At 58.7% G+C, this 23194-nt stretch carries 19 protein-coding genes; 13 read left to right on the top strand and 6 right to left on the bottom strand.

The window, feature by feature from the left end; translation table 11 throughout:
- Positions 1 to 40: 40 nt before the first annotated feature.
- Positions 41 to 1102 (bottom strand): hypothetical protein, encoded by a 1062-nt coding sequence (locus tag SIC19_RS15735; RefSeq protein ID WP_085681972.1) that lies wholly within the window; start codon positions 1100 to 1102, stop codon positions 41 to 43.
- A 260-nt stretch (positions 1103 to 1362) separates the two neighbouring features.
- A complete protein-coding gene (locus SIC19_RS15730) occupies positions 1363 to 1980 on the bottom strand; it encodes a TetR/AcrR family transcriptional regulator (protein ID WP_036209652.1) in 618 nt (205 codons plus the stop codon).
- A gap of 171 nt (positions 1981 to 2151) precedes the next feature.
- On the opposite strand from SIC19_RS15730, the gene SIC19_RS15725 reads away from it, so the two are divergent.
- The 8 genes from SIC19_RS15725 (at position 2152) to SIC19_RS15690 (ending at position 14063) form a co-directional block, all read left to right on the top strand.
- On the top strand, positions 2152 to 3957 hold the full coding sequence (locus tag SIC19_RS15725; RefSeq protein ID WP_127401731.1) for an acyclic terpene utilization AtuA family protein: 1806 nt from the start codon (positions 2152 to 2154) through the stop codon (positions 3955 to 3957).
- Between the two features lie 153 nt (positions 3958 to 4110).
- Positions 4111 to 4977 carry an SDR family oxidoreductase gene (locus SIC19_RS15720; RefSeq protein ID WP_127401732.1) on the top strand — a complete coding sequence of 289 codons (867 nt, stop codon included), beginning with the start codon at positions 4111 to 4113 and terminating at the stop codon, positions 4975 to 4977.
- A gap of 10 nt (positions 4978 to 4987) precedes the next feature.
- Positions 4988 to 6604, top strand: coding sequence for an acyl-CoA carboxylase subunit beta (locus SIC19_RS15715; protein ID WP_127401733.1), 1617 nt, complete (start codon positions 4988 to 4990; stop codon positions 6602 to 6604).
- A gap of 261 nt (positions 6605 to 6865) precedes the next feature.
- Positions 6866 to 8026, top strand: a complete 1161-nt coding sequence (locus SIC19_RS15710) for an acyl-CoA dehydrogenase family protein (RefSeq protein ID WP_085679755.1) — start codon at positions 6866 to 6868, stop codon at positions 8024 to 8026.
- A gap of 177 nt (positions 8027 to 8203) precedes the next feature.
- Entirely contained in the window at positions 8204 to 9022 is an 819-nt protein-coding gene (locus SIC19_RS15705; RefSeq protein ID WP_127401734.1) for an enoyl-CoA hydratase/isomerase family protein, read from the top strand.
- 321 nt (positions 9023 to 9343) lie between these two features.
- Positions 9344 to 11338 carry an acetyl/propionyl/methylcrotonyl-CoA carboxylase subunit alpha gene (locus SIC19_RS15700; RefSeq protein WP_127401735.1) on the top strand — a complete coding sequence of 665 codons (1995 nt, stop codon included), beginning with the start codon at positions 9344 to 9346 and terminating at the stop codon, positions 11336 to 11338.
- Positions 11335 to 12162 (top strand): SDR family oxidoreductase, encoded by an 828-nt coding sequence (locus tag SIC19_RS15695; protein ID WP_075196556.1) that lies wholly within the window; start codon positions 11335 to 11337, stop codon positions 12160 to 12162. Before SIC19_RS15700 ends, SIC19_RS15695 begins: the two co-directional genes overlap by 4 nt.
- Positions 12163 to 12233: 71 nt before the next feature.
- Positions 12234 to 14063: a long-chain-acyl-CoA synthetase gene (locus SIC19_RS15690; RefSeq protein ID WP_075196557.1), complete on the top strand. Its 1830-nt coding sequence runs from the start codon at positions 12234 to 12236 to the stop codon at positions 14061 to 14063.
- Positions 14064 to 14459: 396 nt separating this feature from the next.
- Here the strand turns inward: SIC19_RS15690 and SIC19_RS15685 are convergent, their stop codons facing one another.
- Complete coding sequence (locus SIC19_RS15685; RefSeq protein ID WP_075196558.1) at positions 14460 to 15440, bottom strand: NADPH:quinone oxidoreductase family protein; 981 nt, start codon at positions 15438 to 15440, stop codon at positions 14460 to 14462.
- A gap of 291 nt (positions 15441 to 15731) precedes the next feature.
- On the opposite strand from SIC19_RS15685, the gene SIC19_RS15680 reads away from it, so the two are divergent.
- From SIC19_RS15680 to SIC19_RS15660, 5 genes are all read left to right on the top strand, one after another.
- Positions 15732 to 16352: a trimeric intracellular cation channel family protein gene (locus SIC19_RS15680; RefSeq protein WP_041332388.1), complete on the top strand. Its 621-nt coding sequence runs from the start codon at positions 15732 to 15734 to the stop codon at positions 16350 to 16352.
- 127 nt (positions 16353 to 16479) lie between these two features.
- Positions 16480 to 17778, top strand: coding sequence for an NCS2 family permease (locus tag SIC19_RS15675; RefSeq protein WP_036209628.1), 1299 nt, complete (start codon positions 16480 to 16482; stop codon positions 17776 to 17778).
- 27 nt (positions 17779 to 17805) lie between these two features.
- Positions 17806 to 18348 (top strand): adenine phosphoribosyltransferase, encoded by a 543-nt coding sequence (locus SIC19_RS15670; RefSeq protein ID WP_036209624.1) that lies wholly within the window; start codon positions 17806 to 17808, stop codon positions 18346 to 18348.
- 42 nt (positions 18349 to 18390) lie between these two features.
- Positions 18391 to 19053 (top strand): fumarylacetoacetate hydrolase family protein, encoded by a 663-nt coding sequence (locus SIC19_RS15665; protein WP_075196559.1) that lies wholly within the window; start codon positions 18391 to 18393, stop codon positions 19051 to 19053.
- Between the two features lie 62 nt (positions 19054 to 19115).
- The gene (locus tag SIC19_RS15660; protein ID WP_075196560.1) at positions 19116 to 20423 is read left to right on the top strand and encodes an ABC1 kinase family protein; all 1308 of its coding nucleotides are present in this window, start codon (positions 19116 to 19118) and stop codon (positions 20421 to 20423) included.
- Here the strand turns inward: SIC19_RS15660 and SIC19_RS15655 are convergent.
- From SIC19_RS15655 to SIC19_RS15645, 3 genes are read right to left on the bottom strand one after another with little or no spacing between them, the layout of a single operon-like run.
- Positions 20418 to 21098, bottom strand: coding sequence for an SIR2 family NAD-dependent protein deacylase (locus SIC19_RS15655; RefSeq protein WP_075196561.1), 681 nt, complete (start codon positions 21096 to 21098; stop codon positions 20418 to 20420). The two genes, SIC19_RS15660 and SIC19_RS15655, sit on opposite strands and share 6 nt — an antisense overlap.
- A gap of 32 nt (positions 21099 to 21130) precedes the next feature.
- Complete coding sequence (locus SIC19_RS15650; protein WP_075196562.1) at positions 21131 to 21637, bottom strand: DUF2244 domain-containing protein; 507 nt, start codon at positions 21635 to 21637, stop codon at positions 21131 to 21133.
- Between the two features lie 44 nt (positions 21638 to 21681).
- Positions 21682 to 23085, bottom strand: a complete 1404-nt coding sequence (locus SIC19_RS15645; RefSeq protein WP_036209609.1) for an FAD-binding oxidoreductase — start codon at positions 23083 to 23085, stop codon at positions 21682 to 21684.
- Positions 23086 to 23194 lie beyond the last annotated feature (109 nt).

Genomic DNA, 23194 nt, shown 5'->3' with positions numbered 1-23194 from the left:
TCTTGTGTTTGTAGGTAATTACAGTGAGTCGGGGGCCTGCTTAGAGCAGGCCGTCCAGATCCATGGTTTCAGGCTCTTCGAGCCGTTCCGGGCTCAGTCTTCCGAAATAGGTACGGGGCGTGCGGTAGCCGTAGTTCGCTGTCCAATGCTTATCGGACGAGAACTGAATGACGTCTCGGGCGATCTCGTCTACCAGGCGATACTCAGCCCATACTTTGATCTCTCCATCCGCCTCGGCGAACCGCGCGATGACATCCTTGAGCACCTCCGGGCGACCAAACGTCTCTGCAGCCACGGCCTCAAGAGCCATGGACGCCCGTATACCCGATTCAACCCCCAGGCGGGAGCTATCCTCAAGCACTTCCCAAGGATCCGGAGACAGGCTTGGTCGGGTGTCCGGCAACAGCAACCACACCATGCCGCGTATGGCATTCGGTAAACCGCCCCATTTTTCGTTATCCAGGCATTCGGCGGCACGCTCCGCCCGGGGCGCAATATTGCGGGGAACCCCTGCCATGGCACCGGAGTTGGCGTCGTTCACGATGGCCTGCATGCCGGTCAGCAGGCCCAGCAGGAAAGTCAGCTCCTCCTGGTCATCGAACAGGAACGGACACTCGAATTCCTTTGCGGCCGGGTCAAAGTCATAGGCCGCCATGGCGCGCTGATAGGCGACATAGCGACGCTTGGCGGTTCGGGCATTCAGCCGCTTTGCTTTCTCCCGCGCGTCTTTTGCGGCAGGTACATCACCGGCAAAGTCAGCGCGCAGGTATTCCAGTTCCGCTTCCCATGCCTTGTATTCAGAGCAGTTCGCGGCCAGCAGCATCAACAGGGAACCGGTGCTCTCAGGCGCCTCGGTCACGCGGGAAAACGAGTACAACAGCGGGTCAACGCCCTCACCCAACGCACAGGCCATTTGCGGATCGGACATCTGCATGACGTAAGGGGTTGCTTCCCCCTCGGAGTAATTGGAGAGCACCACACCCGTTGTAGTGTAGATGGGGTTGGCCGAGCAACCGGCCAAAAACGTCACCACAAGAAGAAGCAGGTGACGGCTGCGAACGTTGAGGGCATGCCCAAAGGAATTCACCAGTGAGGAGTTCATAGTTCGTCCTGTTTGCATTGTTTTTATAGGTCGGGGGCGATCGCAATCACTGTCCCGTTCATCTTTGACGAGGGCAAGAATGCGTTGAATCTTGTCAGACAAAAATGGCTGGATTGCCGATTTGGTTATGCCGATCAGGCCAATGGCCCACATAGACGAGAGGAAATTATCTTTTAATTTCTTTAAAACAATAAGTTATGCAAAAAATTACAATTGAGACATTTGTACCACCATCGGCATTTAACGCCGGGTTATCCGATTCAGGGCGTCGTTAAACCCATCATTGCAACCACCTGCGCCGTCAAATCATCCAGGGTCAGGCCACCATCAGGCCGATACCATGTCACTGTCCAACTCAGGGCGCCCGTGAGCATACGGCGCACCACAAAGGGATCTGCCGCCAGCACGCCGTCCTGACGCAAGGTCTCCAGCACATCCAACCACAACTGCTCGTAGATATCCCGAAGCTCAAGGACGTAAGCCTGGGATTCCTCGGACAGGCTACGCCACTCGAACACCAGCACTGCCATGGCCTCCCCGGTCTGCCCGTTGATGGACTCCAGTTCAGCGCGAATCAGCGCCTGCAACTTGTCACGATGGGTACTGGCCGCATCCACCGCAGCCTGCATCAGGGCTGTGTTGAGACGAATGGTCTCCACCATGACGGCCTTGAGGATTTCTTCCTTGGTGCGGAAGTGGTGGAACAGGCTACCGGACTGAATGCCAACGGCGGCGGCCAGATCCCTGACGGTGGTCCGCTCATAACCCTTGTCACGAAACAGCTTTGCGGCCTCGTGGAGAAGCCGGCCACGGGCTCCGGCGGGATCGGAAACCAGGTTGTCGGCAACCAGTGAGCGCAGGATAGAGTCTTGATTCACAGTGTTTTCCAGCCAGGGAACAGAAGAGCGCCCATTCTATCCCGAATTTGCCTGTTTACAAACCAAGCGCTTGCTTGGTATCGTCAACCGCATGATAGACAATCTCCGCTAAAAGCGGCCCTGTAAGGGTCTCTGAAAGCACTTTGCGGCTTCCGTTAACAAGGTGAAGACATGCCAGATTCCGACATCTCCAGGCCACAAACCGTCCGTATTGGCTGCTCTGCCGCCTTCTGGGGCGACACCGAAACGGCTGCCGCCCAACTGGTCCACAAGGGCAATATTGATTACCTGGTGGCGGACTACCTGGCGGAAATCACCATGTCCATCATGGCGGGGCAGAAGATGAAGGACCCAAGCCAGGGTTACGCCCGCGACTTCGTACAAACGGTGATGGGCCCCTTGCTGGGTGAGATCAAACAGAAAGGCATCCGGGTATTGGCGAACGCCGGTGGCGTCAATCCCGTCGCCTGCCGCGATGCCCTGCAGGCTTTGTGCGAAAAAGCGGGGTTGGATATGAAGATCGCCCTGGTGCTGGGTGATGACCTTCTGCCGAAAAAGAAGCAACTGGCCGATGCCGGCATCACCGAGATGACCACCGCACAGCCAATGCCGCCGATGCTGGTCAGCCTGAACGCCTACTTGGGCGCTCCGGGATTGGTCGCAGCACTGGAACAGGGTGCGGACATGGTTATCACCGGCCGGGTTGCCGACAGCGCCCTGGTGCTGGCGCCTCTGGTGCATGAATTTGGCTGGCGCTGGAGCGATTACGACCGACTTGCCCAGGGCAGCCTGGCCGGGCACTTACTGGAATGCGGCGCGCAATCCACGGGCGGTAACTTTACCGACTGGGAAGATGTAGCCGAGGGTTATGCCGATATGGGCTTTCCGATTGCAGAAGTCTCCGCCACCGGGGATTTCATCATGACCAAGCCGCAAGGTACCGGGGGCAAAGTGTCCCGGGGCACGGTGGCGGAACAGTTGGTCTATGAAATCGGCGACCCGAGAGCTTACCTGCTGCCGGATGTGACCTGTGATTTTACCGGGGTCTCCCTTGAGGAAGTGGCAACGGACGAGGTTCGGGTTTCTGGCGCCAAGGGGCTTCCCCCCACGGACAGCTATAAGGTGTCCGGCACCTGGCCGGACGGTTTCAAGTGCACGGTAACCTTCTTGTTGGCAGGCATGGATGCGAAAGCCAAGGCCCGGACAGTCGCCGAGGCGATCCTGGCCAAAACCTCGCGGATGTTCAGTGAGCGGGGCTTGCCGGACTACACGGAAACCAGCATCGAACTATTAGGCACCGAGGCCACCTACGGCGCTCAGGGGCGTATGGGAGAGTGTCGGGAGGTGGTAGTGAAGATCAGCACGGCCCACCTCAAGAAGGAAGCGCTGGTGCTGTTTTCCCGGGAAATCGCCCAAGCGGCGACAGGGATGGCACCTGGGATTACGGGCATTGTGGGTGGACGGCCGACGGTGTGGCCGAAGATTCGGTTGTATTCGTGCCTGGTTCCGAAAACGGAGGTGTCCGTTGCCGTGGATCTTGGTGGCGACAAGCAGACGGTAGACGTGGCTACTGACGGCGGGTTCGAGCCAAGCCAGCTGATTGAGCAGTCTGCCAGTGCGGCCGCTCCGGCCACGGATACCACGGTGCCTTTGATTCAACTGGCCTGGGCGCGCAGTGGTGACAAGGGGGATCACACCAATATCGGGGTGATTGCCCGCAAGGCGGAGTTTGTGCCGTTTATTGAGGCGGCGTTGACGGAGTTGGCTGTGGCGGAATGGATGGCCCATACGCTACACCCTGAGCATGGTCGGGTGACCCGTTGGGCGTTGCCGGGGTTTCAGGCCTTTAATTTCCTGTTGGAGCACAGTCTTGGCGGCGGGGGCGTTGCCAGCTTGCGGATTGATCCGCAGGGGAAGGCGTTTGCCCAGCAGTTGCTTGAGTTCCCTGTTCCGGTTCGTGCTGAACTGCTTGATTGATTTTACATTGGTGCATGCACTCTGGTGGGAGGATATGTCCGGGACACGCGGTGAATACGTCCCTGTACGCTCGACAAAAACATCCATGTTTTTGACGGTCCCGGACATATCCTCCCACCAGAGCGCCCGAACATTTGAAAAGGTCCTCTTGTTATGAGCTATCAGTCTGTTTTTCACCCGAATCTCTTTCGGGATCAGGTTTTTATCGTTACCGGGGGTGGTTCCGGAATTGGGCGTTGTACCGCTCATGAACTCGCCGCGCTTGGGGCTCGGGTTGCGCTCGTTGGGCGGAAGGCTGAGAAGGTTGAGGCGGTGAAAGCCGAGATTACTGAGGACGGTGGTATTGCTTCCACTCACGTGTGCGACATCCGTGAGGAAGAGTCTGTAAAGGCGACCGTCACGGCCATCATTGAGGAACATGGCGGGCTGAACGGCGTCGTGAATAACGCCGGGGGTCAGTTTCCGTCGCCGCTGGCAAATATCAACCAGAAAGGTTGGGAGACGGTGGTTCGCACGAATCTTACTGGTGGCTTTCTCATTGCCCGTGAAGCCTACAATCAGCTGTTGTCAAAAACCGGCGGCGCCATCGTGAACATTGTGGCGGACATGTGGGGCGGCATGCCTGGCATGGGGCATTCCGGCGCTGCACGAGCGGGGATGGTGAATTTTACCCAGACCGCTGCAGTTGAGTGGGGTTGCTCCGGGGTTCGGGTGAACGCTGTGGCACCGGGCTGGATTGCCTCCAGTGGGATGGATAACTATCCCGAACATATGAAGCAGTGGATTCGTAGCCTCGGGGATAACGTGCCTCTTAAGCGAATGGGGACGGAGTCCGAGGTCAGTGCAGCGATTTGTTTTCTGTTGAGCCCGGCGGCGGCGTTTATCAGTGGGGATTGCCTGCGAATTGACGGTGCCGCGTCCCAGGGGGGCCGGGTTTGGCCGTTCCCGAAAGCGAAGAACAATGAGCCCTTTAATGGGTTCCACCGGGCAGTCACGCCAAAAGTGTTGAGTGACGACTGAGGAGAATTCGATGCAGGTACTGGAGTCCACCGTAAATCCCCAGTCGGATGACTTTCGCGCAAACGCGGAGGTGATGGAGGCGCACATTGCCACCTTCCGCGATGTGGAGCAGAAGGTTCTTGATCTGGCGGAAGCGGCGCGGGAGAAGTTCATCAAGCGCGGGAAACTGTTGCCCCGTGACCGAATCAATCGCCTGCTGGATCGTGGTACGCCGTTCCTCGAGCTGTGCTCCCTGGCCGGCTACAAGATGCATGACGACAAGGACGGCAGCCTGTCCGGTGGCGGCATTATTGCCGGCATTGGCACGGTTAGCGGTGTTCGCTGCCTGGTGGTGGCCAGCAACAGCGCCATCAAGGGCGGCACCATTACGCCGGCGGGGCTGGACAAGACCCTGCGGCTGCAACAAATTGCCATGGAGAACAAGCTGCCAGTGGTGTCGCTGTCTGAAAGCGGCGGCGCCAACCTGAACTACGCCACGGACATTTTCGTGCTGGGCGCTCGCGGTTTCGCCAATCAGGCACGCATGTCCGCCGCTGGCATTCCGCAGGTTACGGTGGTTCATGGCAATGCGACCGCCGGCGGTGCCTATCAGCCGGGGCTGTCGGACTATGTGATTGTGGTTCGCGAACAGGCCAAGATGTTCCTGGCGGGCCCTCCCCTGCTGAAAGCGGCCACCGGCGAAGTCGCTACCGATGAAGAACTCGGCGGCGCGCAGATGCATGCAGAAGTGGCCGGCACGGCGGAATACTTGGCCGAGGACGACGCCGACGGCATTCGCCACGCCCGCAATGTGCTCGAAGCCCTGCCCTGGAACGAGCAGTTGCCCCCGTCGCGGGAGCCGGAATGGGAAGAGCCGCTCTACCCAGCCGAAGAGTTGCTGGGCGTTATTCCCAGCGACGCCAAGAAGCCTTATGACGTGCGTGAAATCCTCGCCCGCATAGCCGATGGCTCGAAGTTCATGGATTTCAAGAACGGCTACGACGACCAGACCGTGTGCGGCACCATCCGCATTGAAGGCCACTCGGTGGGCATCATCGGCAACAACGGCCCGATCACGCCTGCCGGCGCTACCAAGGCAGCGCAGTTTATCCAGCTCTGCGACCAGGCGGGCACGCCGTTGCTGTTCCTGCATAACACCACGGGGTTCATGGTCGGCACCCATTCGGAACAGAACGGCATCATCAAACACGGCTCAAAGATGATCCAGGCGGTGGCGAATTGCCGGGTGCCCAAGGTCGCAATTGTGATCGGCGGTTCCTATGGTGCAGGTAACTACGCGATGTGTGGCCGCGGCCTGGACCCACGCTTCATCTTCGCCTGGCCCAACAGCCGCACAGCGGTCATGGGCCCTGCGCAGGCAGGCAAGGTGATGCGCATTGTGGCCGAGGACAAACAGCGCCGGGGCGGCCTGGAACCAGATCCGAAAACGCTGGATTTCCTGGAGCAGGCTACGGCCAAGAAACTGGAAGACGGCTCTACAGCTCTGTTCGGTACGGCTCGATTGTGGGACGACGGGCTTATTGATCCGCGGCATACCCGGCGGGTTCTGGCGTTGGTGCTTTCGGTTTGTCGGGAGTCTGAGGTTCGGCAGTTGCGGCCTAATTCTTTTGGCGTTGCCCGCCTCTAGGAGAGCTTAGTGATGGTGGTTGACCCCGGAGCGGCAGGCCTCCCAAAAACCGCCCTGCAGGAAGCAACGAATTTATAGACAAAGCGGCTGTGTGGGCGGGCCTTCAGAAACCGTGCGGAGCCATGGATGGCGGAGCCCGAGCGTCACATGGATGTGCCGAAGGAGCGTGTTTCTGAAGGCCCGCCTACACAGCCGCCACCCAAGCTAGAGAACGTGCACCACTACCACTTAGGCACGAACTAACATCAGGAGAACAAAAACGTGAAATTCACAGCCGAACACGAAGCCCTCAGAAAAACCGTCCGCGATTTCGTGGAGAAGGAAATCAATCCCCACTGCGACGAATGGGAAGAAGCCGGCGAGTTCCCGATTCACGATATCTTCAAGAAGCTCGGCAACCTGGGCTTGCTGGGCATTCAGAAGCCGGAAGAGTATGGCGGCATGGGGCTGGATTACAGCTACAACCTGGTGGCCGCCGAAGAACTCGGCACTGCCCATTGCGGCGGTGTGCCGCTGGCAATAGGTGTGCAGACAGATATGTGCACCCCTGCCATTTCACGCTTTGGCTCCGACGAACTCAAACGGACCTTCCTTGCCCCGGCCATTGCCGGCGATATGGTGGGCTGTATCGGCGTCAGCGAAGTCGCCGCCGGTTCTGATGTGGCGGGGATGAAAACCACCGCAAAACAGGACGGCGATGACTACGTCATCAACGGCTCCAAGATGTGGATCACCAACAGCCCCAAAGCCGACTTCATCTGCCTGCTGGCCAACACCTCCGACGACAAGCCCCACAAGAACAAATCGCTCATCGTTGTGCCCATGAACACGCCGGGCATTTCCTTCAGCCCGCATTTGAACAAGCTGGGCATGCGCTCTTCCGAAACCGCGCAGATTTTTTTTGACGATGTGCGAGTGCCGCAGCGCTATCGCATCGGTGCGGAAGGCACCGGGTTCATGATGCAGATGCTGCAGTTCCAGGAAGAACGGATGTGGGGCGCGGCCAACGTGATCAAGGCGCTGGAACTCTGTATCAACAAGACCATTGAATACTGCCGCGAGCGCAAAACGTTCGGGCAGCCGTTGATCAACAACCAGGTGATTCACTTCCGCCTGGCAGAGCTGCAAACCGAGGTGGAAGCCCTGCGTGCCCTCACCTATCAGGCCTGTGAGCTGCATGTGGAAGGCAAGGATGTGACCAAGCTGGCGTCAATGGCCAAGCTGAAGGCTGGCCGGCTTGGGCGTGAGGTGACGGACAGTTGCCTGCAGTATTGGGGGGGCAATGGTTACATGTGGGAGAACCCCCTGTCCCGTGCGTTCCGGGATGTGCGGCTGGTGTCGATTGGCGGCGGTGCTGACGAAATCATGTTGGGGATTATCTGCAAGATGATGGGGACTTTGCCTGGTAAGCAGCGGGACTGATTTTTTGGATTTTGGCATTGGGGGAAGGACTGGCAGGCAGGAAGGTAGGGCCGTTTCGAGACACGCTGTGAATACGTCCATGTACGCTCGACAAAAACATCCATGTTTTTGACGGTCCCGAAACGGCCCTACCTTCCTGCCAACCAGCCCCCAGACAACGGTATTGGAGTCATGTCTATGGAAAATTTACCTCACTGCGAAACGCTAGTTCTGGAGAAACAGGGGCCTGCCCTTCACGTCACCATCAACCGGCCGGACGTTCGGAACGCCATGAGCCTGCAGATGGTGGCGGAACTGTCGACGGTGTTCAGTCAGGTTGAGAACGACGCCAGCATTCGTGCCGTGGTGATTCGCGGAGCCGGTGGCCACTTTTGCGCCGGCGGGGATATCAAGGACATGGCCGGTGCCCGGGGGCAGAAGCCTTCCGAGGGTGAGGAAGATCCTTTCTACCGGCTGAACCGGGCGTTCGGCCAGATGATTCAACAGGTGAACGAGTCGTCGAAGGTGGTGATTGCAGTCACCGAGGGTGCGGTGATGGGCGGCGGTTTTGGATTGGCCTGTGTGTCGGATGTGGCGATTGCCGGGCCGACAGCCAAGTTTGGTATGCCGGAGACGACCCTGGGAGTCATTCCCGCGCAGATTGCGCCGTTTGTGGTGGAGCGCATCGGGCTGACGCAGGCGCGTCGGTTGGCGTTGCTGGGGCTGCGAGTGGACGCGGATGAGGCGTGCCGGCTGGGGATTGTTCACCAGGTGGCGGAGTCTGAAGTTGAGATTGATGAGTTGCTCGGCCATGCGGTTGACCGGGTACAGCAGTGCGCGCCGAATGCGACGGCCCAGACCAAGGCGTTGTTGCACCGCGTTGGTCACGAGTCGATGAGTGGGCTTCTGGACAGTGCTGCCGGGAAGTTTGCCGAGGCGATTCGCAGTGACGAGGGTTCCGAGGGGACTCTTGCGTTTATGCAGAAACGGCCGGCTTCTTGGGCCAAGTCAGACTGATGGTGGAGGGTCGGGATTGATCCGGCTTTCCGGGACACGCGGTGAATACGTCCCTGTACGCTCGACAAAAACATCCATGTTTTTGACGGTCCCGGAAAGCCGGATCAACCCCGACCCCAGACACCGTGCAAAACGCTCATAAAAAAAGACATGCAATTACAACAGTTGGAAGGAGCTTTGGTGGGAGGGAGGCCCTGGTTCAGGACCCTAAAAAACATGGATGTTTTTTAGGAGCCTACATGGACGTATTCACGGCGTGTCCTGAACCAGGGCCTCCCTCCCACCAAAGCGGATAACCACCCAACCATGAGACCAGCAAAAATGCTAAAAAAGCTCCTGATAGCGAACCGAGGCGAAATCGCCGTACGGGTGATCAAAACCGCGAAGTCGCTGGGATACCGGACGGTGGCAGTGTATTCCGAGGCAGACGCCAAGGCCCTGCACGTGGAATTGGCCGACGAGGCGGTGTGTATCGGACTGGCTCAGGTATCGGCGTCGTATTTGAACGCAGAGGCGATTATTGAGGCGGCGCGGAAAACCGGGGCGGATTGTGTGCATCCGGGGTATGGGTTCCTGTCGGAGAATTCCGGGTTTGCCAGGGCCTGCAAAGACGCCGGCCTGGTGTTTGTCGGGCCACCGGAGGCGGCTATTGAGCTGATGGGCAGTAAGCGGCGATCGAAGATTGCCATGCAGGAAGCCGGTGTGCCGGTGGTGCCGGGGTTCGAGGGCGACAATGCCAGCGACGAAGAACTCATCAACGCCGCCGAAAATATCGGCTACCCATTGATGATCAAGGCCTCTGCCGGCGGGGGTGGCCGTGGTATGCGTCTGGTGGAAAAGGCAGCGGAACTGGCCGATAACATTCAGCGGGCTCGCTCCGAAGCCAAGCAGGCCTTTGGCGATGGTGAGCTGATTCTGGAGAAGGCGGTTATTGAACCCCGCCATATCGAAATCCAGATATTTGCAGACCAACACGGTAACGCGGTGTATCTCGGTGAACGGGACTGTTCAGTTCAGCGGCGCCATCAGAAAGTCATCGAAGAGGCACCCTCTCCGTTTGTAACACCCGAACTGCGCCAGGCCATGGGCGAAGCTGCCGTGAAGGCGGCGCTGGCCTGTGACTATGAAGGTGCTGGTACGGTCGAGTTCCTCGCCGACAAGGACCGCAACTTCTACTTCCTGGAAATGAACACCCGCCTGCAGGTGGAGCACCCTGTGACCGAACTGATCACCGGTCAGGATCTGGTGGCCTGGCAGCTTTCCGTGGCCGAGGGCCTGGCGCTGCCACTAACACAGGACCAGATCCAGCTGAACGGCCATGCCATTGAAGTGCGCCTTTACGCAGAAGACCCAGCCAACGGCTTCACACCGCAAACCGGGCAGCTGCACCAGTTCCAGCCTGCGGAAGGCGAAGGTTTGCGGTTTGATACCGGCGTGCGCTCCGGGGACTCGATTACGCCTCACTATGATCCCATGCTGGCCAAGGTGATCGCCTGGGGGGCCAATCGCAACGAAGCCCGTCGTCGACTGCTCAGGGCGCTGGAAGACACCACTGTATTCGGTGTGACCACCAACCGTTATTTCCTGAGCCGCATCATCGCGGACGACACCTTCGGCGAAGGCGAGGCCACCACCGCCTTCCTGCAACAGGCGTTCAGAGACGATCCATCCCTGGCACCAAAAGACATCAGCATCCGCGAGCTTGCGTTGGCGGCCTGCGTGTTCAGCCATGGCAATTCAGGCCGTCCTGACGTTCGGGCCGACCTCAATAATGCCTGGAGCAACGCACCGTCGACTGTCAGTCCGATGAAACTGGATACCGGCGATAAAACCCTGGAACTGCTGGTCCGCCGCGCCGGCAATCATGTCACCGTGACCCTGGGCGAAGAGCAATACGAGCTCGACCTTGAAAGCATGGGCGATGGCCTGTTATGCATTATCGACAACGGCGTTCGTCAGCGATGCCAATATCACTGCCAGGGCAATCACCTATATTTGCAGGCGTTCGGGCAGGCACTGGCAGTGCGTGACGTGACCCACCAGCCGGCCAGCGGTGCCGCCGCCAGCGGCAGTGGCCGTATCAAGGCCACCATGGACGGCGCCATTATTGATGTTCTGGTCCAGGCCGGCCAGGCGGTGAAACAGGGCGACACTCTGGTCATCCTGGAGGCCATGAAGATGGAGCATCCGGTAAAAGCCGACCGCGATGGCACGGTCGGCGAGATACTGGCCACCAAAGGCGACCAGGTAAAACGCAGCCAGTTACTGGTAGAGATCACTGCCACAGACGTCACCTCAGAGGAGGCCGGACAATGAGCACAATGAAGAACAGAACCGTTTTTATAACCGGAGGCAGCCGGGGTATCGGGCGAGCCATCGCCCTTGCCTGTGCCCGAGAAGGTGCCAATGTGGTGATCGGTGCAAAATCCGACGAACCGCATCCAAAGCTGCCGGGCACGATACACAGCGTGGCGGAGGAAATTCGACAGGCAGGTGGCCAGGCCCTGCCACTGGTGCTGGATGTGCGAGACGAAAAACTGGTGCGCCAGCGGATAGATGAAGCTGCGAACCATTTTGGCGGCATTGATGCGCTGGTAAACAACGCGGGCGCCATCAAACTGACCGGCGTCGAGAACCTGAAGGTCAGCCGGTACGACCTGATGCATCAGGTCAACGCTCGCGCCGTATTCCTCTGCAGTCAGGCGGCATTGCCCTGGCTGAAGGAGTCCGACCAGGCCCATATCCTGAGCCTGTCGCCGCCTTTGAATTTGGATACCCGGTGGTTCGCCCAGTATGGGCCCTACACCACCACCAAGTACGCCATGACCATGCTGAGCATGGGTATGGCCGAGGAGTTTCGGCGTTACGGGGTTTCAGTGAACACCCTGTGGCCTAAAACGTTAATCGCCACGGCCGCCATTGAGTTTGAAGTGGGCGGCCCGCAAATGATGGCCCAGGGCCGCAAGCCAGACATCATGGCGGACGCCGCACTGAGCGTCCTCAGCCGTCCTGCCGGGGCAATGACCGGTCAGTCCCTGATCGATGAGGACGTGCTCAGGGCCGACGGCGTAACGGATTTCGAACACTACCGGTACCAGCCAGGCGACAAGCCCCTGCTGCCGGACCTGTTTCTGGATTAACCCCGGAGCCATTCGTTGTCCGGGGGCAAAACAAACAACAACGTTTCACACTGACCCTGACGGATGACCCTATGACCCAGGACAACGTATCCCCACGTGACATTGCTCGCAGCCTGCCGGGCATACTCCGGCGATTTCCCGCCATTGCCAAGGGCTATTACTACTACTCGGTCAAAAACGAGAACAAGGACCTGACCCTTGGCACCCTGGTGGACCGCAACGCCGAAAAATACGGACACCGCCCGGCCATCCTGTTCGAAGACCGCAGCATTACCTGGCGGGAATTCAACGGTTGGGCCAACCGCATTGCCGGTTTCCTGAAGACAGAGGGCCTTATCCGGGGCGATACCATCGCCGTATTCCTGGAAAACCGCCCGGAGCTGCTCGCCGTGGTCGCCGGTGCCGCCAAGGTGGGCGTGGCCTGTGCCATGCTCAACACCTCCCAGAAGGGGCGCGTACTGGAACACAGCATCAATCTGGTCAGTCCTAAAATGGTCGTTGTGGGCGAGGAACTGGTGGAGGCCTTTGACGGCGTGAAAGCCGATATCAGGACCAGCCACCCCAACCCATTCCTGTTCCTGGCCGATACCAACACCACGAACATCTTCGGCGATGCACCGGAGGGCTATGTGAACATGGCGGCAACGGTCAGCGCCCATCGGAATACGGCCCCCAAGCCGGCCGATCCGCCCACTATGGGTGACACCGCCATCTACCTGTTCACCTCCGGCACCACTGGCTTACCCAAGGCGGCGCCGGGCAGCCACCGCAAGTTCATGAAAGCCTACGGCGGGTTCGGCATGATGTCCCTGGACATGAGACCGGACGATGTCCTTTACTGCACCCTTCCGCTGTACCACGGCACCGCCCTGCTGGTGTGCTGGGGATCCGTGATGGCCGGTGGCTCTGCCATTGCCCTGCGTCGAAAATTCTCCGCCAGCGCGTTCTGGGACGACGTGCGGTATTTCCAGGCAACCACTTTCGGCTACGTGGGCGAACTCTGCCGTTACCTGCTGAATCAGCCCCCCAGCGAACAGGACCGCAATCACAACCTCACCAAGATGATCGGCAACGGCCTGCGCCCGTCCATCTGGAAGGAGTTCAAGGGACGCTTTGGCATCGAAACCGTGGCGGAACTCTATGCCTCCAGCGAGGGCAACATCGCCTTCAGCAATTTCTTCAACCTGGACAACACCGTTGGCTTTTCCACCGCCCCCTACAAACTGGTCAAATTCCACGACGGCACCCGCGACCCGGTTCGGAACGACAGCGGATTCATGCAGGAAGTCGAAAAGGGCGAGCCGGGCCTGCTGATCGGCGAGATCACCAAGAAGTGGTCCTTCGAGGGTTATACCCAGAAAGAAGCCACGGAAAAATCGATCCTGCGGGACGCCTTCAAGAAAGGCGACCAGTGGTTCAACACCGGTGACGTGCTAAAAGAAATCGGCTGCGGACACCTGCAGTTCGTGGACCGCATGGGCGACACTTTCCGCTGGAAGGGCGAGAACGTATCCACCACAGAGGTGGAGAACATCATCGACGGTTCCAATATGGTGGAGGAAGCCATTGTCTATGGGGTGGAGATTCCGGGCACCAACGGCAAGGCCGGCATGGTAACGCTGGTTCCCCACGCCAATGGCCATGAATTTGATGTAAACCGACTGTTCCGGTACCTGAGCGACAACCTGCCGCCCTATGCGATTCCGGTGTTTGTTCGGGTAACCAGTGCCATCGAGAAAACGGGGACCTTCAAGTACCGCAAGGTGGATATCCAGAAAGCCGGTTATTCCATCGACAAACCGGGGGAGGAGGTTTACGCCTGGTTACCCGGTACAGATGGTTATACCCGGTTGACTTCTGAGCTGGTTGCCCAGATTGATTCGGGTGATGTCCGGTTTTGAGTTTTCCTGGGCCTATGGTGGTGCCTGTGTATCTTGGCCCTAGCCTGTTTGGCTTTGGGGGCTGCACCAGTGGGAACCCCCTCCCAAAAAACGCTTCAAGCACATCCATGTGCGCTTGGGCTCCGCCATCCATGGCTCCGCACATTTTTGGGAGGGGGTTCCCACCGGTGCTGTCAAATCATGGAAGGTTCCGCCCTACGGTTTCATCATGTACCGGTATATCCCCGAGGTCCGCAGGCCTTGGCTGACAGGGACTCACCAAAATGTCTCCGGCCAGGGACGGCCGGAGTCAAGCGCACATGGATGTGCTCGTAGCGTTTTTGGGGAGTCCCTGTCAGCCATGGCCAATCACCTGAACCATCAGGCTAGATTCAGAGGCCAGCACCAAGCCAAGCCTTAAGAACCGACCTTGAGAACAACCTTCCCGGTAGCCGTCCGCCCAGTCAGCGCCCCAAGGGCCTTCTCGTAATCCTCGAAGTCATAGACTTCACTGATTCGCGGATTAATCTTGCCTTCGGAGAACAGCTTCAGCAGCTCCATCATGTTCTGGGCGCTGTTCTGAGGCTCACGCTGGGTGAAGCTGCCCCAGAAGACACCAACAACGGAACAGCCTTTCAGCAGCGTCAGGTTCGCCGGAATCTTGGGGATATCTCCAGCCGCGAAGCCGATGATCAGGTGACGGCCGTTCCAGGCCATGGCGCGCAACGCCTGCTCCGTAAAATCACCGCCGACCGGATCGTAGATCACATCCACGCCCTTACTGTTGGTCAGGCGTTTAACCGCGTCTTTCAACGGCTCTTCGGTGTAGTTGATCAGCTCGTCGGCACCGGCCTCTTTCGCCACCGCCAGCTTCTCTGCCGTACTGGCTGCCGCAATCACATGGGCGCCCATGGCTTTACCCAGTTCCACCGTTGCCAGGCCAACACCGCCGCTGGCACCCAACACCAACAGAGTTTCCCCCGGCTGGATATTGGCGCGTTGCTTGAGAGCGTAATACGAGGTGCCATAGACCATGGAAAAAGCAGCCGCTTTTTCGTCGGACATGGATTCGGGAATGGGCAGGATGTTCTGCTCCGGGACGACCACCTCTTCGGCAAAGGCACCGTAGCCGGTGAGGCCGGCAACCCGGTCACCCGGCTTGAAGCGAGTGACTTTCTCGCCGATTTCAATTACCTCGCCAGACATCTCTCCACCGGGAGAAAACGGCATGGTGGGCTTGAGCTGGTACTTGCCTTCAATGATCAAGGTATCCGGGAAGTTCAGGCCGGCAGCCTTAACGCGCACCTTGACCCCGTGACCTTTCACGACGGGGCTGGTGACGTCTTCAATCACCAGCGTCTCCGCCGGGCCGTATTCCTTGCAGAGGATCGCTCTCATATTCGTGACTCCGTTGTAGGACAGTCGATATTTGGACGGTCGATAGAGGACAACATCAATGGATGGTTATCAACCTAAACAGAGTCGGATCATGAAGCAAATAAAGAAATCTAATCTCTCCGGATTAGCAGGGCTTATTCTGATCGGAAAAATGACTCACTGGCATAGGCCAGACGAATCAGAGACATAGTCATTGCTCAATACGCGTAACAGCTTCAAGATAGGCCTCAAACACGCTTCAAAAAGCGGGAACGGATCACAGCGCTCGCAATACGCGGCTTAGGGCCAGAGATGTTTGACATAATTTACGTGCTGGAAATGACCGGTGTGATTGCCTTTGCGATCTCCGGCATGTTGATCGCCCGATCCAAGAACATGGACCCGGTGGGCGTTTTCACCATCGGCTTCGTGACCGCCCTGGGGGGAGGAACCCTTCGTGACCTGATGATGGATAATCACCCGTTGTACTGGATCAAGCATCAGGAGCAACCTATCCTGATCCTCTGCATGGCCGTTGTGTTCAGCTACTGGCACCGTGTCGAGCGTATCCGCGAATCGCGCATCCTGCTTCCTGATGCTCTCGGCCTGGGTGTTTTCACAATCCTCGGCGCGCAGTTGGCTCTGGACCTTGGCCACTCCTGGTTTGTGGCGTCACTCCTGGGCGTGATGACCGGTACTTTTGGTGGTGCACTGCGTGACACCTTCTGCAATGAGGTGCCGTTGATTTTCCGCAAAGACCAGATCTACGCGTCCATATCCTTCGCCGGCTGTTGGCTATACTTTGTTTGCCAGTGGCTGCTGGAGAGCGAATCCCTGGCCATGACCATTGGCCTCTTGTTTATTTTCATCACCCGACTGCTGGCTGTGCGCTTCGACATCCGCCTCCAGCGGGACAGGCGAACAGTGCAATGAGGCTACCGATGATCAATCGTCCCTTGGCGTTCTCGCCTCCAGCCGGTAACATTGCCGTTTTTTCACCCAATTCCTGAAACCGGTTCATTCAACCCCCATTCAGCACCCTGTAAGGCAGGCATACGTCATGCTAGAACGACTATTCAAGCTCCAGGCTAATGGCACCACAGTTCGCAAAGAGGTACTTGCGGGCTTTACCACCTTCCTGACCATGGCTTACATCATCGTGGTCAATCCCAGCATTCTCTCCGCTACCGGCATGGACTTCGGCGCGGTATTCGTGGCGACCTGCCTGGCGGCCACCATAGGCACCCTGATCATGGGGCTCTGGGCCAACTACCCGATCGCGCTGGCGCCGGGCATGGGCCTGAACGCGTTCTTCTCGTTCACCGTTGTTGGCGGCATGGGCTATAGCTGGCAGGTGGCCTTGGGTGCTGTCTTCATTTCCGGCTTTATCTTCTTCCTGCTGAGTATCTTCAAAGTCCGGGAATGGATCATCAACAGCATTCCCATGTCCCTGCGTTTTGGCATCTCCGCCGGCATTGGCTTCTTTCTGGCGCTCATCGCGCTGAAAAATGCCGGCATCGTGATTGATAACCCCGCCACCCTCGTTGGTCTGGGTGACGTAAAAGTGGCCGAGAGCCTGTTGTTCTTCGGCGGTTTCGTGCTGATCTGTGCTCTGTCCTTCCGCAAGATCACCGGTGCGGTGATGATCGGAATCATTGCCGTGACAGCAGCAGCCATGGGGCTGGGCATGGTGGAGTACGATGGTTTTGCGTCCGCGCCCCCAAGTCTGGCGCCGACCTTCATGCAGCTGGACCTCGCAGGGGCGCTGAACATTGGCATGATCAGCGTGATTTTCGCCTTTCTGTTTGTAGACCTGTTTGACACCTCCGGCACCCTCATCGGCGCCGCCCAGCGCGGTGGCCTGCTGGACAAGGACGGCAAACTGCCACGGCTGGGCCGTGCGCTGATGTCCGATTCCGTAGCCACCATGTCCGGCGCTGCCCTCGGCACCTCCACCACCACCAGCTACATCGAATCCACCGCCGGCATCTCCGCCGGTGGCCGCACCGGCCTGACCGCTGTGGTCGTCGCGGCGCTGTTCATGGCGTGCCTGCTGCTCTCGCCCATTGCCAGTATTATTCCGGCTTACGCCACCGCTCCGGCGCTTCTTTATGTCGCGGTGCTGATGGCCAGCGGCCTGAAGCTGATCGAATGGGACGACGTCACCGAAGCCGCACCGGCAGTGGTAACCGCCCTGATGATGCCGCTGACCTTCTCGATCGCCAACGGCATTGCCCTGGGCTTCGTTACCTATGCCATCCTCAAGGCCTTGAGCGGCCGCTGGTCGGACCTGAACCCCAGCGTGGTCATCATCGCCGTGGTCTTTATCCTGAAATTCATCTTCCTGGACGCAGCCTAAGCTGCGCTTTCAGCGCTTGGACACGCTATGGACTATTTTTCAGAAAGCATCAAGAAAGCCATTCGCACCGTGCCAGACTGGCCCAAGCCAGGCGTCGCCTTCCGCGACATCACCACCGTGCTCCAGGACCGCACCGCGTTCCGCAAGCTGATTGATGCCTTCGTTCACCGCTACCACGGCCACGATATTGATGCCGTTGCCGCCGTAGATGCCCGTGGTTTTATCATCGGCTCCGCCCTGGCCTATGAGCTGAACGCCTCGCTGGTACTGATCCGCAAGAAAGGCAAGCTGCCGTTCGATACCCTGGTGGAAGACTACGAACTGGAGTACGGCACCGCCTCGGTGGAACTGCACAAGGATGCCTTCAAGCCCGGCGACAACGTGGTGCTGGTGGACGACCTGATCGCCACCGGCGGCACCATGCTGGCCGCCTCACGGCTCATTCGCAGAATTGGCGCCGAGATCGTCGAAGTGGCTGCCATGATTGACCTCCCCGACCTGGGGGGCTCACGCAAGCTGCAGGAAGAGGAGTTGAAGGTTTATACTGTTTGCTCTTTTGAGGGTGATTAGGGAGCGTCTCGCTCCCTTCCATAACGCACGACGGGAGCGGCCATGCCTGACTATCAGCACCACTGGAAAGACGGAACACCGGTTAACCTGCCCTTGGGCAAAATCGTCTGCATCGGTCGTAACTATGCGGAACATGCCCGGGAGCTGAACAACCCGGTTCCCGATGAGCCCCTGCTGTTTATCAAACCGGCAACCTCCGCGGTGCACATCACCCGCCCCCTGGACTTCCCACGCAACCAGGGCGCGGTTCATTTTGAAACCGAGCTGGCCGTGCTGATCGGCCGCCCACTGACCAATGCGTCGGCCAGCGACGCCGAAGCCGCTATCCTTGGCTACGGCCTGGCGCTGGACCTGACGCTGCGAGACGTGCAATCCCGGCTCAAAGAGAAAGGCCAGCCCTGGGAACGCGCCAAGGCCTTTGATGGTGCCTGCCCACTGTCGCCCTTCGTGTGTATCGACCGTCTCCGCCGAGACCATCTCACCTTTACCCTCGACATCAACCGCGAACGCCAGCAAACCGGTGATACCCGGGATATGCTGAACCCGATCGTGCCATTGATCGCCCACATAAGCACCCAATTCACCCTGATGCCCGGCGATGTGGTTCTTACCGGTACACCAAAAGGCGTTGGCCCCCTGGAATCCGGCCAGATATTGTCTCTGGAACTGGAAGACGCCTTGTTTGTGGAGACCACCGTGCTCTAGGCTGGGCATGGGACATTGCGATCCTCCTCAGGTCCATCGGCTCTTCAGGACGTATAACAGGCATGGCAAAGAAACCGGTTACCACACGCAGCGGACGATTCTTCAGACTGGCAGGCATGACGGCGTCCGTGGCCGGTCAGTATGCCGGGCAGCGTGCGCGCCGGATATTCCGCAGCGAGGAAGACAACGAGGGCGCCCGCTCTGAGAGCTATACCCGCATGGCGGACCAGATTGTCGACACCCTGGGTGAGCTCAAGGGCGCGGTCATGAAAGTCGGCCAGATTGCCTCCCAGACCCAGGACTTTCTGCCCCGGGAATTCTCGGATGCCCTTGAGCGGCTTCAGAAAGAGGCCCCGCCCATGCCGTTCGAGGTGATTGTCGGTCAGGTGGAGAGCGAACTGGGCAAACCGGTGTCAGAACTGTTCGAGTACCTGCAGGAAAAACCCTACGCGGCGGCGTCCATCGGCCAGGTTCACCGGGCCCGCCTGCACGACGGCACCGATGTCATCGTCAAGATTCAGTACCCCGGCGTGGACGAATCCTGCGACAGCGACCTGAAACAGCTACGAATGGCCCTGAAACTGGGCGGCCTGCTGAAAATGCCGAAAGAGCACGTCGACCAGCTGTTCGACGAAATCCGGGTGCGGCTCAAAGAGGAACTGGATTACGAGAACGAGGCCCGCAACCTGAAGGAATTCCAGGCGTTCCATGCCAATGACGACTGGATCGAGATCCCGACCGTCTTTGCCAGCCACTCGTCCCGGCGGGTACTGACCATGGAGCTGGTGGAAGGCGACCATATCAGCGAGGTAACCCCCGCAAGATACGCTCAGGACACCATCAACCTGATCGGGCACCGCATCTTCACCATGATGGCGGACCAGCTTTTCCGCTACCAGTGCATCCATGGCGACCCCCACGCCGGCAATTTCGCCTACCGGCCCGATGGCACCATCATCCTTTATGACTTTGGCTGCGTGAAAAAGCTGAAGCCGGAAATCGTCGAGGCCTATCGCAACGCCCTGGTCTCCGCCCTGGAAGAGGATTACGCCGCCCTGGATCGCCACCTGATCGCCCTTGGTGCTCGCGTGGAATCACAGCCGGCGGTGGACGAAGCCTACTATGCCATGTGGCGGGACATTCTGATTCAGCCCTTTGACAGCGATACGCCCTACGATTTTGCCGAGTCAGAGCTGCACAAGGACGTCGCTGCAAAAACCACCACCGTGTTCAAGTACCTGGACTACTTCAAGCCGCCGGTAGAGAGCATCTTCATTGACCGAATGATTGCCGGCCATTACTGGATGATGAAGCGTTTGGGGGTGCAAGCAGCATTTCGGGAAGAACTCGAGGAGTATCTGGCGTTATAACCCCAGCCCCTTCATCCACTCCGCAACGCCCTCACCGGCGCCCTTGCGAATAACCTCCGCCCTCGAAAGGCTGGCCGGTTCACCAGGATCGATGACCGTTACCGGCACATCGAAATTCACCAGATCCACCAGCCCGGCTGCGGGGTAGACTTGCAGGGACGTGCCCACAATCAGCAGATGATCTGCGGTGGGCACGATCTCCGCTGCGGCCTCGATCATCGGCACTTCCTCGCCGAACCATACGATGTGCGGCCGAAGCTGGGAACCGCGATCACAGGTGTCTCCAGGCTGTATGTCGTTGAATCCGATGTCGTAAATCAGTTCCGGATGCGTCGAACTGCGGGCTTTGGTGAGTTCACCGTGAAGGTGTATAACATTGCTGGAGCCGCCCCGCTCATGCAGGTTGTCCACGTTCTGGGTAATGATCGTTACCCGGTAATGCTGCTCCAGTTCCGCCAGCAAGCGGTGGGCGTCATTTGGTTGTGCCGACTTCAACTGCCGCCGGCGTTCGTTGTAGAAGCGCAGCACCAGTTCCTGGTTTCGGGCAAAGGCTTCTGGCGTCGCCACGTCATAGACACTGTGTTGTTCCCACAGGCCGCCATTATCGCGAAACGTGGAGAGTCCGCTTTCGGCGCTCATACCGGCGCCGCTGAGCACAACGATGTGATCTTTCATACAGCAACACTTTGATTGTCAGATGAATGTAGTCAGAACCAGAGCTTCTCCGGCCTGCGCCGTTTTTCCACCCTCAGCCCATGCCTCTCCAGGATCGCAACCAGTTCCTTGGTGTCATCGATATTGAGAAAGGGTGCGAGGGAAATTTCCTCGCCCCGGAACTGCAGGTGAAGCTTTGGGGGAGTCCAGGGATGACGTGGCATGTCCTGCCATACGCGGGTGTGGCGCCGGGGCAGCTCCCATTCCCGCTCCTTCTGGGTCAGGCCTTTTTCCAGGCGGATCAGCTCCGGTGCGAACGTGAGCACTTCGCGCCTCTGGCACTGACGGGAGGTGTAGTAGAACGCCGCCGCCAATGCGGTCAACTCAAGACCCGCGAACGGCAATACCGGCCATGCTCCGGCCAGTAGCATGCCAGTGGAAATAACCAGCGAAAGCAACACAGCCGCAAGCCAAATGCGGATATTGCCCCGCCAGTTCATGGACCGGTTGGGGGTCAGGAGAAAACAGTCGCCTTCACACTCGGAAAGCTGCTCTACCATTCAGGTCGCTCCCAGGAGCCACCACCCGCATCGCCTGAACGCCTTCAGTCAAATATCTTGCCGGGGTTCATCACACCCTTGGGGTCGAACACCTGCTTGATGCCCCTCAGGTAGGCAATTTCAGCGGCGCTGCGCGTGTACTCCAGATACGGCTTCTTGGTCATGCCGACACCATGCTCGGCAGACACACTGCCCTGATAACGTTCGACAATCTCGAAGACCCATTTGTTCACCTGTTGGCATTTCTCAAAGAAATCCTCTTTGGCAAGGTCTTCCGGTTTGAGGATGTTCAGGTGCAGGTTGCCGTCGCCGATGTGGCCGAACCAGATAATCTCGAAATCCGGGTAGTGCTCGGTGACCACCGCGTCGATTTCCTGCAGGAACCCCGGCACCTTGGAAACCACCACAGAGATATCGTTCTTATACGGCGTACGCGGTGCAATGGACTCTGAAATGCGTTCCCGCAGTTGCCAAAGGTTCAGGGCCTGGGTTTCGCTCTGGCTGATAACGCCGTCCAGCACCCAGCCGTTTTCCACGCACTGCTCGAACAGCGCCATGGCATCGTCCATCACCTGATCGGACACCGCCTCAAATTCCAGCAGCGCGTAGTACGGCGCCTCGGTTTCGAACGGCGCCTGCACCTGGCCATGGGCCAGTACATGCCCCATGGCCTGATGGGAGAAGAACTCGTAGGCGGTCAGGTCGATCTGCTTCTGGAACGCCTGCAGCACGTCCATGGTGTTGGTCAGGTCGTTCAGGCCCAGCACCAGCACGGTCAGATTATCCGGCTTGCGAGAGAGCTTCATGGTGGCCTCGGTAATAAATCCGAGAGTGCCTTCCGCGCCGATAAACAGATGGCGCAGGTCGTACCCGGTGTTGTTCTTCGCCAGATCTTTGTTCAGATCGAGGATATCCCCCTTGCCGGTGACCACTTTCAGACCAGCCACCCAGTCCCGGCTCATGCCGTAGCGGATCACCTTGATACCACCGGCGTTGGTGGAGAGGTTGCCGCCAAGCTGGCTGGAGCCGGCCGAGGCGAAATCCACGGGATAGTACAGGCCGTTGTCTTCGGCATAGGTCTGCAGCTGTTCCGTCACTACCCCGGCCTGACACTTCACGGTGCGGTCGCTGGCGCTGAAGTCCAGGATCTGGTTCATGTTGTCAAACGCCACCACAACCTCACCATTGGCCGCCACGGCTCCGGCACTCAAGCCGGTGCGCCCACCAGAAGGCACCAGAGCCACTTGGTTCTCGTTGGCAAACCTCACCAGCGCCTGCACCTGTTCCGTCGTCTTGGGCAAAACAATGGCCACGGGCTTGGGTGGATAGATCTTCGTCCAGTCCTTGCCGTAATTTTCCAGGTCGGCCGCGTCAGTCAGCACTTTTCCGGGAGTCTGGCCCGCTTCCATCAGGGCTTTGAGGGAGGCAACGATCTGTTCAGGATTCATGGATAGTCCGGTCTCGCAAAGGGTTAATCAGGGCGTCGTTAAGCAGAGTTGATTCAGGTGGTCCGACGCGCTGTGAAAATCTGCGTTTATGGTATCATACCGCCCCTGT

Source organism: Marinobacter sp. MIT930201 (assembly GCF_047122665.1).
In the GTDB taxonomy this organism is placed as follows: domain Bacteria; phylum Pseudomonadota; class Gammaproteobacteria; order Pseudomonadales; family Oleiphilaceae; genus Marinobacter; species Marinobacter salarius.
The sequence above is the reverse complement of the archived record's forward strand: the minus strand, read 5'-3'. Positions and strand labels throughout refer to the sequence as shown.